Genomic DNA, 14478 nt, shown 5'->3' on the forward strand with positions numbered 1-14478 from the left:
CGCAAAGAAAGATAAGCAAAGAAAGCGGCTCACCCCGCTAGCTCATAAGCGGGTCCCTTGGCTTGGAGGGGGCAGTGATGCATCTGGAATCCGTGCCCTCGCACATTCGGCGTGAGTGACAAAGCGCTCATCAGCGCCCACTCCGCACTACGTGCGTCGCGGACGGGTCTGCCAGGGAAACCCGGGCTTCGTTTGAGCGCGGTGGGAGCCATCGGCTTCGCCTCGGCGATGACGGAATTGCATGGGAAGCCAAAGGGCTTCGTTGAAGCGCAGCGGGAGCCTTCGGCTTCGCCTTGGCGACGACGGAGTCGCACGAGAAACCTGGGGTTTCGCTTGGGCACAGTGGGGCCATCGGCTTCGCCTCGGCACGGCGCCGAATGGAGCGCGAGTGCGAAAGCACGGCGGTCGGTTCTATGAAGCACGCGTCGGCGCGCGCAGCGCGGAGTGGGCGCTGATGAGCGCTTTGTCACTCACGCCGAATGTGCGAGAACACGGATTCCAGATGCACCACTGCCCCCTCCAAGCCAAGGGACCCGCTTATGAGCTAGCGGGGTGAGCCGCTTTCTTTGCTTATCTTTCTTTGCGGCGGCAAAGAAAGTAAGTGCCTGCCCCGCACAGGGGCGACGCTAATAATCCAATAAGTAATCAAGGAAAGGCCACCGCCACAGGCATACAGAAAAAAGCGCACAGAAAAACGCGCCAAGCAGGCAAACAAAACCGGGAAAGGCCAACGCCGCAGGCAACCAGACAATAAGCGCCGCCCAGGCAAAACCAACCCAAACCCCCGCCAACGGCAAAAAAAACCCCAAACCCACGCCGCCAGGCAATCCCTCGCCCGAACGGGCAAAAACCAGAGATAGCCCTCAATAACCCTTCTTTTCGACCCATCGCGCCGCAGACAAATAAACAACAATCACCATCACCAGCACTAAAGGCAAGTAAAGCAAACCTCATGGCAGCCACGACCGCAAACCAGCAAGCCGCGCCCGCTTCCCCGGGCCCCTTGAAGCGCATCATCCTGATCGTCCTCATCGCGATCATCGCCGCAGGCGCTGCCGGCGCGGGTGTGTGGTTCTTCATGTCCAAGCGCGGCCCCGCTCCCGCGTCAGCGGGAGTCGCCAGTGCGCCGGCGCCATTGGCCGTGCCGCTCTTCTTCCCGCTCGAATCGATGACAGTCAACCTGCAATCGGACGACGGTCAGCAACACTTCCTGCGTATCGGCCTGACGCTCAAGCTCAACGACCCGAAAACCCAGCAGGAACTCTCCGACCATATGCCGGAAGTGCGTAGCCGCATCCTCCTCGCACTGTCGAACAAACACCCGGAAGAACTCGCGCCACTCGAAGGCAAACGCGCGCTCGCCACTGAACTCCAGACGCTGATCGAAGAGCCGACCGATAAGGGCGCCGCGCCGATCCACGTCCAGGACGTGCTGTTCACCGAATTCGTCGTGCAGTGAAGTCATTTCGCGCTGCCATCATTAACCGCCGGACGCACGAGGAATAAGGAATGGGCCACGAAGAGTTCATGTCCCAGGAGGAGGTCGATGCCCTCCTCAAGGGCGTCACAGGCGAGTCCGACTCGGTCGCCGAACAGACCGACCGCTCAGGCGTACGTCCGTACAACATCGCGACGCAGGAACGCATCGTCCGCGGCCGGATGCCCGGCCTCGAAATCATCAACGACCGCTTCGCGCGTCTGCTGCGCGTCGGTATCTTCAACTTCATGCGGCGCTCGGCGGAAATCTCCGTCGGTCCGGTGAAGGTGCTGAAGTACAGCGAGTTCACCCGCAATCTGCCGATCCCGACCAACCTGAACCTGGTCCATGTGAAGCCGTTGCGCGGCACGTCGCTGTTCGTGTTCGATCCGAACCTGGTGTTCTTCGTGGTCGATAACCTGTTCGGTGGCGACGGGCGTTTCCATACCCGCGTCGAAGGCCGCGATTTCACGGCAACCGAGCAGCGCATCATCATGAAGCTGCTCAATCTCACGTTCGAACACTACGCGGCGTCGTGGAAAAGCGTGCGCCCGCTGCAATTCGAATTCGTGCGCTCGGAAATGCACACGCAGTTCGCCAACGTGGCGACGCCGAACGAAATCGTCATCGTCACGCAGTTCTCGATCGAGTTCGGCACGACGGGCGGCACGCTGCACATCTGCATGCCGTATTCGATGATCGAACCGATCCGCGACATTCTCTCGTCGCCGATCCAGGGCGAAGCGCTCGAGGTCGACCGTCGCTGGGTCCGCGTGCTGTCGCAGCAGGTGCAGGCAGCCGAAGTGGAACTGACCGCCGACTTAGCTCAGGTGCCGGTCACGTTCGAACAGATCCTGAACATGCGCAAGGGCGATGTTCTGCCGATCAACATCCCCGAACACATCACGGCGAAAGTCGATGGCGTGCCGGTGATGGAATGCGGCTACGGAATTTTCAATGGTCAGTATGCGTTGCGGGTCCAGAAAATGGTCAGCGCAGCCGACACGATGAAGGATGGTGGATATGAGTGACCTGAACGCAAAGACTGAGGCCGAACTGGCCGCCGGCGAGCCGCAGTTGGCCGCCGACGCAGCCGGCGCCGAAGACGACGCGGCGATGGCCGACTGGGCCAGCGCGCTGGCCGAGCAGAACGACAACACGGAAGTCAGCCCGACTACCGCTGGCGTGTTCCAGCCGCTCTCGAAGGTCGAACCGACCTCGACGCGCAACGACATCGACATGATCCTGGACATTCCCGTCCAGATGACCGTCGAACTCGGCCGCACCAAGATCGCGATCCGCAACCTGCTGCAACTCGCGCAGGGCTCGGTCGTGGAACTGGATGGCCTGGCGGGTGAACCAATGGACGTGCTGGTGAACGGCTGCCTGATCGCCCAGGGCGAAGTGGTCGTCGTGAACGACAAGTTCGGTATCCGTCTGACCGACATCATCACGCCGTCCGAGCGCATCCGGAAGCTGAATCGATGAAACGTGTTGCCGGTCGCGCCGCATTGCATGGGTCACATGCATCACATGCATCACATGCGTCGCGCAATGTTCTCCATCGCGCTGGACTCGCGGCGATCGCTGCAAAAACAGCGGCTACGTCGGCGCTGATTTTCGCGCTGACCTCAGTGGCAGTATTCGGACCATCGGCCGCTCACGCAGCCGACATGAACGCGGTCAACAACGCCGCGAAAATCGCGTCGAGTGTGGGTGCGGGCACGGCGGTTCCGGCGCTCGGCGTCGGCGCGGTGTTGCAGACCATCGTCGGGCTGCTGGTGGTGATCGGTCTGGTGTTCGCCTGTGCATGGCTCGCGCGCCGCTTCGGCTTGCAGCCGGCCAATCGCGGCGGCCTCGTGAAGACAATCGGCGGCGCCTCGCTCGGCGGCAAGGAGCGGGTTGCCGTGGTCGAGATCGGCGATACGTGGCTCGTGCTTGGCACGGCGCCCGGCAACGTGCGTCTGCTGCATACGATGCCCGCCGGATCAACAGCGGCCGATCCTGTCGCAGGCACGCAACCGGCCACACCAGACGTATCGGATGCATCGGGTGCGTCAATTAAAGGCGCACCGTTGCCCGGCACTTTCGGCCAGCGCTTTCGCGATGCTTTAAAAGGCGAAGTAGGCAAACGTTTCAATGGGCAAGGCAGCGGGGATCGGTAATGCAGTTCAGTCTTCAATCAGCGCGATCAGTGCAATCACTACGTCACGCGCACTCCACTCGCATGTCTTGCGCCGCATCGAAAGTCATTGCCGTTCTGCGCCGTGTCGCGCCAGTCGTGTTGCCGGCGCTGATGCTCGCGCTGCCGACGCTGTCGTTCGCGCAAGCCGCCGGCTTGCCGGCCTTCAATACGAGCCCGGGCCCGAACGGTGGTACGACCTACTCGCTGAGCGTGCAGACGATGCTGCTGCTCACGATGCTGTCGTTCCTGCCGGCGATGGTGCTGATGATGACGAGTTTCACGCGCATCATCATCGTGTTGTCGCTGCTGCGCCAGGCGCTCGGCACGACCACCACGCCGCCTAACCAGGTGCTGGTCGGCCTCGCGCTGTTCCTCACACTGTTCGTGATGTCTCCGGTGCTGGACAAGGCCTATACCGACGGCTACAAACCGTTCTCCGACGGCACCATCCCGATGGAAACGGCGGTGAACCGCGGCCTCGCCCCGTTCAAGACGTTCATGCTGCGCCAGACCCGCGAAAGCGATCTCGCGCTGTTCGCCCGCATCTCGCACGCCGCGCCGATGCAAGGTCCGGAAGACGTGCCGCTGTCGCTGCTGGTGCCGTCGTTCGTGACAAGCGAACTGAAAACGGGCTTCCAGATCGGCTTCACGATTTTCATCCCATTCCTGATCATCGACATGGTGGTGGCGAGCGTGCTGATGTCGATGGGGATGATGATGGTGTCGCCCGCCACGATCTCGCTGCCGTTCAAGCTGATGCTGTTCGTGCTGGTCGACGGTTGGCAATTGCTGCTCGGCTCGCTCGCGCAGAGCTTTGTTTAACCGGCTCATTTAGCTGCATCACCTGGCGGCATCACTTAGTTGCGTCACTTAGCTGCGTCACTCAACCCTTCACGCTTCCGGTACTACGCCATGAATCAGGAATCCGTCATGACGCTCGCGCACCAGGCCATGTATGTCGGCCTGCTGCTTGCCGCGCCGTTGCTGCTAGTCGCGCTGGTCGTCGGTCTGGTGGTGAGCCTGTTCCAGGCCGCTACGCAGATCAACGAAACCACGTTGTCGTTCATCCCGAAGCTGCTCGCGATCGCCGTCACCATGGTGATCGCCGGTCCGTGGATGTTGACGACCATGCTCGACTATCTGCGCCAGACGCTCACCAACATCCCCTCGCTCGTCAACTGAGCGCGGCCCCGGCCTCCGCTCGGCACTTCCGCCCGCTCCCACCGTCATGTTTTCCGTCACTTACGCACAACTGAACGCTTGGCTCACGGCGTTTCTGTGGCCGTTCGTGCGAATTCTCGCGCTGGTGGCGACCGCGCCGGTGCTCGGCAACCGTTCGCTGCCGACGCGGGTGAAGATCGGTCTCGCGGCCTTCATCACGATCATCGTCGCGCCCACGCTCGGCGCCCTGCCGCAGGTCACGGTGTTTTCCGCCGAAGGCGTGTGGATCATCGTCAACCAGTTCCTGATCGGCATCGCGCTCGGCATGACGATGCAGATCGTGTTTCAGGCGATCAGCGCCACGGGCGATTTCGTCGGTCTGGGCATGGGCCTCGGCTTCGCGACATTCTTCGACGCGCAGGCGAGCAGTTCGAGCCAGGTGCTGTCGAGCTACATGAACACGATCGCAATGCTGGTGTTTCTGGTGATCGACGGCCATTTGCAGATGATCAGCGCGCTGCTGGCCACCTTCCAGTCGGTGCCGGTGTCGGGGAACATTCTGGGCGCATCCGGCTGGCGCACACTGGCGAATTTCGGCAGCACGGTGTTTTCGGCGGGCCTGCTGCTGTCCCTGCCGGTGGTCGTCGCGCTTCTGATCACCAACCTCGCGCTCGGCATCCTGAACCGCGCTGCGCCGCAAATCGGCGTGTTCCAGATCGGCTTTCCGCTGACGATGCTAATCGGCATGCTGCTCCTGCAACTGATGATCCCGAACATGATTCCGTTCTTCATGCGCCTGTTCGACGTCGGCATCGATCAGATGGGGCGTGTTGCGGCCGGGCTTAAGTAGCACCCACCGTTTTAGACCGGCGAGATTGGCCGCGACAGCCACGCGTGCAGCGTGCGCCGCTCACTCACGTTGAACCGCGCATCGGCTACCCAGAACAAAGAAGGGCGGAGCCGGCTCACACCGGCTTCCGCCCTTCTTTGTTTCGAACTGCCCGCTGACCTAGTTCAGGTACTGGAACAGCGAAACGCTCTGAATCTTCACAAACGCCTGCTGCGCCGCCTGCAGCGCGTTTTGCGTCATCGTGTACTGGCCGATCGTCTTGGCCATATCGGTTTGGGTCAGATCCGCCAGGTTGCTCGCCGTCTGCAACGTGTTGGTCTGCGTGACGGTCTGCAATGCCTGCACTTCCTGCACGCGGCCACCCACCGCCGCCTGCGCGGTCACGATGTTGTTCATCGTGTTTTCGAGCTGGGTCATGCTGGTGGTCAGCGCGCTCTGGAAGCTGGCCGTCGAGGCGCCGCCCGACACCGGCGTTTGCAACGTGGTGATCAACTGGCTCAGGTTGGCGAACACATCCGTACTGCCTTGCGTGGCCGGCGTCACCGTGAAGCTGTCACCCGCGTTCGGCGCGCCGGTGATGTTCACCGTCTGGCCGCCTAGCGTAATCGCCGAGCCGGCTGTGAACGTTTGCGGTGCACTTGTGGTCACCGCTCCGGTGGCCGGATCGGTCTGGCTCACCGTGTAAGTGGTCCCCGACGAGAAAGCGATCTTGTACGTGTCCGCATTGGCCGGATTGGTCGGGTTCGTCAGGCTCACGGTGCTGATCACGCCCGTGCCCGTATTACCGGTCGTCGCGGCCGGCACCGAGCTGGTACCGATCGACGCAACGCTGCCAAAGATCGCGATACCGTTGTCGCCGGTCTGAATCGTGTGCGACGAGGTGATCTGCATGGCAGGCGTGCCGGTGTCGCCCGAATAAGTCACGACGCCGGCCGAGTTGGTGGTGTACGGCTGCGCGGTGCTTTGATAACCGCCGAACAAGGCGTTGCCCTGCGGATCGGTCGCATTCGCGAGCGTCATCAACTGGCTGCGCAAGCTCTGCAATTGCGTCGCGATCGAGCCGCGGTCGCCGTCGTTCAGCGAACCGTCGCCGGCGCGCAGCACGAGCGTGTGAATGTTTTGCAGCACCGTATTGACGCTGTTGAGCGTCGAATCTTCCTGTTGCAGCGAAGCGAGCGCGGAAGTCTGGTTGGTCGTGTACTGCGACAGGCTCGTCGCCGTCGAGCTCAACTGCACCGCCTGCGCCGCGCCGAGCGGATTGTCCGACGGCGTGGAGAGGCTGACGCCGCTCGAGATCTCTTGATACAACTGCGACAACTGAGCTTGCTGATCGCTCATCGTCGCCACGTTCATGTTGAAGTACTGCGTACTGGAGATGCGCATGTTCAACGCCTCACTGGAGAATGCCGAGTATCGTCTGGAACAGGGTCTGCGCGGTCTGGATGACCTTGCTGTTCGCCTGATAGAGCTGCTGATACTGAAGCAGATTGGCTGCTTCTTCATTGATGTTCACGCCCGAGACCGACTGCTGCGCGGTGGTGATCTGCGTCACCAGCGAGGTCTGCGCCGTGCTCGAAGTCTGAATCTGGTTGGTCTGGTTACCGATCTGGTTGACGTAGTTCGCGTACGCGCCCGTCAGCGTGACCGTGCCGCCCGCCATTGCCTTCGCCGTGGACAGGTTCGACAGCGCCAGCGCATTGCGGCCGTCGTTCCTCGCGCCGGTGTTCGGGCCGATGGTGAACGTGTCGCCGGCAGCCGGTGCGCCGCTGATCGTCACCGAGACGTTGTTCATCTGGCCGGCGGTCGCGTTGCTGATCGTCAGCGCCGCACCCGTGCTCGACGAATACGGCACCACGGTGGTCGTGTCGGTGATCGGATACGTGGTCGGGGGCGAGCCCGCCACCGTCACCGTCGATCCTGCGGGGAAGCCGGACAGGCCGGTGCCGTTGTACGACAGCGTGGTGGTCGCATTCGGCATCGTGTAGCCGGCCGTCACCGTGCCTTGCGTGATCGTGCCGGTGCCGGTATTGCTCGCCGTTGCGGCGCCGAGCACCGGTGCCGCGGCGGCGAGCGCCGACGGGTCCGTAGTCGCGGTGTTGAAGCTGTTCAGCGCGCCGCGGGTCGGTTCTACCGTGAACGAATCGCCGGCCTTCATCGTGCCGGTGGTCGAGAAATTCAGGCCGTTGATCGGTTTGCTCAGATCCGTCGCCGAGCCCACCACGCTGCCGGTCGAATTGTCGGTCAGCGTGTAGGTGGTGCCGTTATAGGCCAGCGTGTAATCGCCGGTGGTCGGCTGCGCAGCACTCGCGAACGAGACGTTCAGCGACGCGTTGCCGGTATTCTGCGTATTCGCGTAGACGGTCGGACTGCCCACCGAGAACAGCGCGCCGCCCTGTGCGCCGGCGAGCGTGATGCCGAGGCTGTTCTGCGCGTTGACCTGCGAAGCGAAGCTCACCGCAATCGCGCCGAGTTGCGCTTCGGCCGGATCGAGCGTCTGGCTGCGGAACGCGAGGAGACCGCCGAGCGTACCGCCCGTGACTTTGCTGTCGGGCAGATTTTGCGGCGTAGCGGCCGGGTTCGCGCCAGCCTGGCCGAGATACTGCACCGACAGTTCGCTGGTGTCGCCCGTCGAAGGCGCCGTGCCCAGGTTGTAGCTATTGGTGGACGACACGAGCGGCTGACCGTTGCCCATGAACACGCTGTAGCTGCCGTTGCTGTTCACGACGTTCACGCCGATCAGTTGCGACAGCTTCGACACGGCTTGATCGCGTTGATCCATCAGCTGGTTCGGCGGCTGACCTTGCGAACTGGCCGCGGAGATCTGCCCGTTCAACTGAGCGATCTGCTGCGTGTAGCTGTTGATCTGCGAAACGGTGTTGGTGAGTTGCGTGTTGACGCTCTGGCGCAGCGCGTCGTATTGCTGACCTGCGGCATTGATCTGATTCACGAGCGTCTGCGCGCCGCTCATCGCGGTCTGGCGGGTGGCCAGACTGGAGGCGTTGTTCGAGACGTTCTGCAAACCGGTGAAATAGCTGGTGATCGCGCTCGCAATGCCGGCAGTCGGGCTACCGACCAGATTGTTCAGCTGCGAGATCATCGTGTTGTACGCCGTCAGCGAGCTACCCGACGACTGCGCGTTGTTCAGTTCAGTGGTCAGATACTGGCTGTACTGGCGCGTCACGGTGACGGTCGAAACGCCCTGCGGCAAATAGCCGGAACCCGTGTACTGCCCGCCGCTTTCCGCATAGACCGGCGTTTCGATCGTATAGCCCGGCGTCGACGCGTTGCTGATGTTCTGGCCGGTCGTCGTGAGTCCCCACTGGGCTGCGTTCAGTCCACTGAGTCCGAGATTGATGAGGTTGCTCGACATGCGTCATCCTGAAGGGCGACACCGACCACATGCCGCCGCGTTACTTGAACATCCTGTTTAACGGCTCTCACGAAGAAAAATTGAGGGCCATTCCGATGCTTGTTCGGCGTTTGTTTCAACGTTTGCGAGGCTTGTCCTGCCGGGCTTTCTGCCTCATGCGCCACAACTCAGAAACCGCACGGCAGTTGAGCCATGCTCAGGTGCCGCTCATGCGGCATTTCATCAACGCACCAGCGAGCGGCGCTTCATTTCCAGTTGCGTAATCAGACGTTGCAGCGTGTTTTCGGCGCTGCCCGGCAGCGTCAGAAAACGGAAACCGAGTTGATAGCGCTGCGTACCATTCGGCAACGCAGTGGAACGGTGCGACACCAGTTGCAGATCGAGCGAAAGCCGGCCAAATGCGCCGAGCGACAGTTCGCAATCCTGCAGCCGCGTGCCCATCGGCAACTCGGCCACGCGCTCATCCGTGGTGCGCATGCCGACGCCGCCGAGCGACAGATCGTGCACTTCGAAGCGGAACGTATCGCCTTCGGGCAAACGGCCGATGCACAAATACGGATCGAGAATCGGCGCATCGACGCGGAAATACTCGCGGCGCTGCACGTAGAACAGCACGTCGGGAAAATCGGCCTCGAATGCGGGCAGTCCTTCGTAGCGGGTTTCGCGCGGTGCGCCGGTCATGAACTCAGCGCGCACGCCGTCCGGCGACGCATGGAACTGGCAGCGCGATGCCCCCAATAAACCTTTGTTCTGTTCCGAAAGCGCGCCCCAATCGAAAGTGAAGGTGCGCGCGCGCACGTCGACATCGAGCAGGCGCGTGACGAGCTGACCGCCCGCGTATTCAACGGTGAGGAAATCGCCTCGATTGACGAGGTTGCGTAACTGAACGCCGATCTCCAACGGATTGCGACGGCCAAAATCAGGTGCGCTTTCGTCTAGCGTGGCGTGCGACTGGCCGGGTGCGTCGGTCTGGCCGTGCGACTGGGTAGTATCCATAGGCTTGCCGGTATGCATGTTCTTGCGGGCGCGTGCCAAGGCTCCTGCCGGGGCTTTCGCGCGGCCTTCATCGAAGCCGCAGCACGCGCATTCAACCGGACATTACAACGCTTTTCCGGTATCGGGTCTAACTGATTAGCGGCAGCATTCAGCCAAAATTTAGGGGCATGTAATGAAATATTTGCCGCAAACGTTAAAACGCCGATATACCGCCGGTGAAATCCGGCTCGTCGAATGCAAGCGGCAATCGCACGGGTTATGCGGGTGGACCGGCTGCCCGTAGGCGGCCGGCCTCGTCCGTCTTGTTATGCACCTGGCCCCGTCGCGTGCATGCTTCTTTATTCGAGAAAATCAAACTGCAAACTGGTCAATTGCACGATCGACTTCGACCGCACATCCGCATTACCGGCAGATCAGCCCATTTTCTGCATAATCGACATCAGCTTTTTCGCGTAATGCGGGTCGGTTGCATAACCCGCGCGCTGCATGCCGTTGGCAAAACCATTCACGTCATGCGCGGAATTGATTACCTGCGCATAACGGGGGTTGCCTTTGAGCAGGCTCGCGTAGTCGGTCATCGCGTCCTGGTATGAGTCGTACGCACGGAATTTTTCGATGGTGCGCTGCGGCTTGCCGTTCACATACTCGGTCGTGACGGTGGAAACGGTCTTGCCGGTCCAGTCCTTGGTCGCCTTGATGCCGAAGACGTTGTGGCTCGGCGAACCGTCAGCCTTTTTGATCTCGCTCTTGCCCCAACCCGATTCCAGCGCGGCCTGGCCGATGATGAAGCGCGCCGGAATGCCGGTTGCCGCGCTGGCGGCCTGCGCCGGCGCAGCGAGCTTGTCGACGAAAGCGTCGACCTTCGACGAGGTGCCGTCACCCTTGATCGGCGGCGTCAGCGAGCTGTTGGCCGAGTAGCCCTTGCCCATCGCCAGTTGGCCGTTGGCTTGCGCATTGCCGTAGGCCTTCGCGAGCGCGTTCAGCGCCGCGGTCTGGCCTTCGTCGCCGCCACTGCCGCTACCCAACGCCCCGGCCATGCCGCTCAGGCCGCCACTTGTGCCGTTCGCGCCGCCCACCTGCAGGCCCTGATTGCGCATCATCTGCTTGAGCATCGCGTCAGCCACGCCGATACCCTTCTGCGATAGCTGTTGCGACATCTGCTGATCCATCATCGACGTGAAGGTGGCGCTGTCGTGCGAATCGAACGGACCATCCTGTGGCGTCGCATCGCGCATGCTTTTCAACATCATCTGCGTGAACACCGCGTCGAACTGCTGCGCGGCCATCTTCATGCCGGCTTGCGGCGAAGCCTTGGCCTGCGCACTCAATTTGCCGAAGCCTTGCACGTCGAGCGCGAAGCGCTGGGTCAGGTCGTTCGCCGCGTTGGCGGAATTGGTCGTATCCGAATTCATCTTGTGTCTTCCTTAGATGATTTCCAGGTCGGCGCGCAAAGCGCCCGCCGCTTTCATGGCCTGCAGGATCGACATCAGATCCGCAGGAGTCGCACCCAGTGCGTTGAGCGCCTTCACCACTTCGGCGAGGTTGGCGCCGGCGGTCACCAGCTTCAGTGCGCCGTTGTCCTGCTTCATCTGAATCTGCGACTGCTTGGCCACCACCGTCTGGCCGTTCGAGAACGCACCCGGCTGACTCACCACCGGCTGCGTATTGATCACCACCGACAGATTGCCGTGCGCCACCGCGCAGTTTTGCAACGTGACCATCTGATTCATGACGATCGAGCCGGTGCGCGCGTTCAGGATCACCTTCGCGGCTGCTTGCGCCGGTTTGACGTCGAGGTTCTGCAATTGCGCCATGAAGGCGACCTGCTGCTCCGGATCGGACGGCGCGCGCAGTTGAATCGTGCGGCCGTCGAGCGCCATGGCCGTACCGCTGCCGAACGCGTTGTTCACCGCTGACACGACGCGCTGCGTGGTGTCGTAGTCCATATCGTTCAGGTCGAGCTGCATCGTGCCCGCTTGCGACACCGAGGTGGGCACCGCACGTTCGACGATCGCGCCGCCGGTGATGCGGCCCGCAGCCAGCGTATTCACCTGCACCTTGCTGCCGTTCGCGCTTGCGCCGGCGCCGCCGACCGCGAGGTTGCCCTGGCCGAGCGCGTACACCTGGCCGTCGGCGCCCTTGAGCGGTGTGAGCAGCAGCGTGCCGCCGCGCAGGCTCTTCGCGTTACCGAGCGAGGACACCGTCACGTCGATTGCTTCGCCCGGACGCGCGAACGGCGGCAGTACCGCCGTCACCATCACCGCCGCAACGTTCTTCAACTGGATATTCGACAGCGACGACTGCGAGTTGGTCGAGCCCGCCGCCTGGTTGTTGATCGAGATGCCGAGGTTCGCCAGCATGTTGGCGAGCGTCTGCGTGGTAAAAGGCGTCTGCGTGGTCTGGTCGCCCGTGCCGTCGAGACCGACGACGAGGCCGTAGCCGATCAGCGGGTTGTCGCGCACGCCCTGGATCTGTACGAGATCCTTCAGACGTTCGGCGTGCGCGGGCGTGGCTGCCGGCAGCGCCGCGCAGGCCAGCGCGACGACCGCCAATGCACGACCAACATGGCCAAAACGGCCAAAACGGCCGAACCGGGCGAGTTGCACGACGTGGCGAAGGTGGGAGATGACGGTACGCATGATCACCACGGCGACACGTTGAGGAAGAACCGCTGCAACCAGCCCATGTTCTCGGCTTCGTTGAGATAGCCCTTCGCGGAGTATTCGATCTTTGCGTCGGCCACCTGGGTCGAGTAGACGGCGTTCAGGTTGGAGATCGTGTTCGGATTCACCACGCCGGAGAAGCGCACGAATTCATCGCCCTGGTTGATCAGCATCTGCTTTTCGCCGCTCACCATCAGGTTGCCGTTCGGCAGCACGCCCGTCACCGTCACGGTGATCGTGCCGTTGAAGGTGTTCGACGCGTTCGCGCCGCCGGTGCCGGCGAACCCGTTGGCGCCGGTCGCGCTCAGGTTGGTCTTGCCGAACAGTCCACCAAGGAAGCCCGCGGTCGGCACGTTGAAGCTGGTGTTGCCCGAGCGATTCGCGTTGGCGCCCGACGACTTCGTCGCGTTGACGTTTTCCTGAATCACGATCGTCAGGATGTCGCCCACATTGCGCGGCCGCTGATCTTCGAACAGCGGCCGGCCCGCATAACCCGGGTTGAAAATCGAGCCCGGCGATTGCGCCTGCGGCGGCATCGGCGGGACGGCCGTCATCGGCTGCTGGGTGATCGGCTGCTTCGGCACGAGGCCGCAGCCGCCCAGCGCCGCGAGCAGTGTGAGCTGCACGAGCGCCTGAGCGGTGCGCGAATGAACCGGATTACGAGTGAAGTGCGACATCTTGATTACTGCCTTTCGAGAAAGCGCCGGGGCGCCCCAAGTCTTCTCGTCCCCCCTCGGGGGGGCCTGACGCGAAGCGACAGGTTCGGGGGCGCTTTTGATTCCCAGTCCCTAAGCCTTAAACCTGCATCTGGCTGAGGGTCTGCAGCATCTGGTCGGAGGTCGTCACGGCCTTGCTGTTGATTTCGTAAGCGCGCTGCGTCTGGATCATGTTCACCAATTCCTGCACCACGTTCACGTTCGATGCTTCCACGTAGCCCTGATTGAGCGTGCCGGCGCCATTCAGGCCCGGTTGCGCGACGTTCGGCGCACCCGACGAAGAGGTTTCCGAAAACAGGTTTTCACCCTTCGCATCCAGACCGGCCGGGTTGATGAAGGTGGCGACCTGCATCGAGCCGAGTTGCTGGCTGTTGGCCTGGCCGGCGACGGTGATCGACACCACGCCGTCACTGCCGATGGTCAGCGAGGTCGCGTTGTTCGGAATCGTGATCGCCGGAATCACCTGATAGCCGCTCGACGTGACGAGCTGGCCCTGGGCATTGGTCTGGAACGAACCGTCACGCGTGTAGGCGGTCGTGCCGTCGGGCATCTGCACCTGGAAAAAGCCCTGGCCGTTGATCGCGACGTCTTTCGAGTTTCCGGTCTGCTGCAGGTTGCCCTGTGTGTACAGACGTTCGGTCGCGACCTGTTGCACACCGGTGCCAAGCTGGATGCCGGACGGCAATTCGGTGTTTTGCGTCGAGTTCGCGCCCGGCTGGCGGACGGTCTGATACAGCAGATCCTCGAACACCGCGCGCGAGCCCTTGAAGCCGTTGGTGCTGACGTTCGCGAGGTTGTTCGAAATCACGTCCATCTGCGCCTGTTGCGCATTCATGCCGGTAGCGGCGATGTAGAGTGAGCGATTCACAATTTTTCTCCTGGGTTGCCAAGCAACCCGTTAGCTAAAGCTGAGCAGCTGATTGGCGGACTGGTCGTTCTTGTCGGCGTTTTCCAGCAGCTTCGTCTGCATCTGGAACTGGCGCGCGTTGGTGATCATCGCGACCATTGCGCTGACCGGATTCACGTTGCTGCCTTCGAGCGACGCCGGCGCCAGCGTGAC

General features: G+C 62.2%; 15 protein-coding genes. 7 read left to right on the forward strand and 8 right to left on the reverse strand.

The features are described from left to right. Positions 1 to 952 precede the first annotated feature (952 nt). The 7 genes from fliL to fliR all read left to right on the forward strand — a co-directional run bounded on the left by fliL (position 953) and on the right by fliR (position 5673). Entirely contained in the window at positions 953 to 1459 is a 507-nt protein-coding gene (gene fliL / locus VFE81_RS06535; protein WP_325043813.1) for a flagellar basal body-associated protein FliL, read from the forward strand. Positions 1460 to 1509: 50 nt separating this feature from the next. Further along, positions 1510 to 2508, forward strand: a complete 999-nt coding sequence (fliM, locus tag VFE81_RS06540) for a flagellar motor switch protein FliM (RefSeq protein ID WP_325043814.1) — start codon at positions 1510 to 1512, stop codon at positions 2506 to 2508. Next, positions 2501 to 2965 carry a flagellar motor switch protein FliN gene (gene fliN, locus VFE81_RS06545; protein ID WP_325043815.1) on the forward strand — a complete coding sequence of 155 codons (465 nt, stop codon included), beginning with the start codon at positions 2501 to 2503 and terminating at the stop codon, positions 2963 to 2965. The genes fliM and fliN overlap by 8 nt, the downstream gene beginning before the upstream one ends. After that, positions 2962 to 3642, forward strand: coding sequence for a flagellar biosynthetic protein FliO (gene fliO / locus VFE81_RS06550; RefSeq protein ID WP_325043816.1), 681 nt, complete (start codon positions 2962 to 2964; stop codon positions 3640 to 3642). Before fliN ends, fliO begins: the two co-directional genes overlap by 4 nt. Continuing rightward, positions 3642 to 4484: a flagellar type III secretion system pore protein FliP gene (gene fliP / locus VFE81_RS06555; protein ID WP_325043817.1), complete on the forward strand. Its 843-nt coding sequence runs from the start codon at positions 3642 to 3644 to the stop codon at positions 4482 to 4484. The genes fliO and fliP overlap by 1 nt, the downstream gene beginning before the upstream one ends. Positions 4485 to 4574: 90 nt before the next feature. Next, positions 4575 to 4844 (forward strand): flagellar biosynthesis protein FliQ, encoded by a 270-nt coding sequence (gene fliQ, locus VFE81_RS06560; RefSeq protein WP_093640874.1) that lies wholly within the window; start codon positions 4575 to 4577, stop codon positions 4842 to 4844. Positions 4845 to 4890: 46 nt separating this feature from the next. After that, on the forward strand, positions 4891 to 5673 hold the full coding sequence (fliR, locus tag VFE81_RS06565) for a flagellar biosynthetic protein FliR (RefSeq protein ID WP_325043818.1): 783 nt from the start codon (positions 4891 to 4893) through the stop codon (positions 5671 to 5673). A 159-nt stretch (positions 5674 to 5832) separates the two neighbouring features. Here fliR and flgL read toward each other — a convergent pair whose 3' ends face one another. The 8 genes from flgL to VFE81_RS06605 all read right to left on the reverse strand — a co-directional run. Beyond that, the gene (gene flgL, locus VFE81_RS06570; protein ID WP_325043819.1) at positions 5833 to 7056 is read right to left on the reverse strand and encodes a flagellar hook-associated protein FlgL; all 1224 of its coding nucleotides are present in this window, start codon (positions 7054 to 7056) and stop codon (positions 5833 to 5835) included. Positions 7057 to 7066: 10 nt separating this feature from the next. Continuing rightward, on the reverse strand, positions 7067 to 9043 hold the full coding sequence (flgK, locus tag VFE81_RS06575) for a flagellar hook-associated protein FlgK (RefSeq protein ID WP_325043820.1): 1977 nt from the start codon (positions 9041 to 9043) through the stop codon (positions 7067 to 7069). A gap of 222 nt (positions 9044 to 9265) precedes the next feature. Further along, positions 9266 to 10039 carry a flagellar brake protein gene (locus VFE81_RS06580; protein ID WP_325043821.1) on the reverse strand — a complete coding sequence of 258 codons (774 nt, stop codon included), beginning with the start codon at positions 10037 to 10039 and terminating at the stop codon, positions 9266 to 9268. Positions 10040 to 10452: 413 nt separating this feature from the next. Next, the gene (flgJ, locus tag VFE81_RS06585) at positions 10453 to 11451 is read right to left on the reverse strand and encodes a flagellar assembly peptidoglycan hydrolase FlgJ (protein WP_325043822.1); all 999 of its coding nucleotides are present in this window, start codon (positions 11449 to 11451) and stop codon (positions 10453 to 10455) included. A gap of 12 nt (positions 11452 to 11463) precedes the next feature. After that, entirely contained in the window at positions 11464 to 12678 is a 1215-nt protein-coding gene (locus VFE81_RS06590) for a flagellar basal body P-ring protein FlgI (RefSeq protein ID WP_325043823.1), read from the reverse strand. A 2-nt stretch (positions 12679 to 12680) separates the two neighbouring features. Further along, complete coding sequence (gene flgH / locus VFE81_RS06595; RefSeq protein WP_325043824.1) at positions 12681 to 13379, reverse strand: flagellar basal body L-ring protein FlgH; 699 nt, start codon at positions 13377 to 13379, stop codon at positions 12681 to 12683. A 118-nt stretch (positions 13380 to 13497) separates the two neighbouring features. Continuing rightward, on the reverse strand, positions 13498 to 14286 hold the full coding sequence (gene flgG / locus VFE81_RS06600; protein WP_325043825.1) for a flagellar basal-body rod protein FlgG: 789 nt from the start codon (positions 14284 to 14286) through the stop codon (positions 13498 to 13500). Between the two features lie 30 nt (positions 14287 to 14316). Beyond that, on the reverse strand, positions 14317 to 14478 hold a 162-nt coding region (locus tag VFE81_RS06605; RefSeq protein WP_325043826.1), incomplete at its 5' end, for a flagellar basal body rod C-terminal domain-containing protein.

It is taken from the genome of Paraburkholderia sp., assembly GCF_035656215.1.
Classification (GTDB): Bacteria; Pseudomonadota; Gammaproteobacteria; order Burkholderiales; family Burkholderiaceae; genus Paraburkholderia.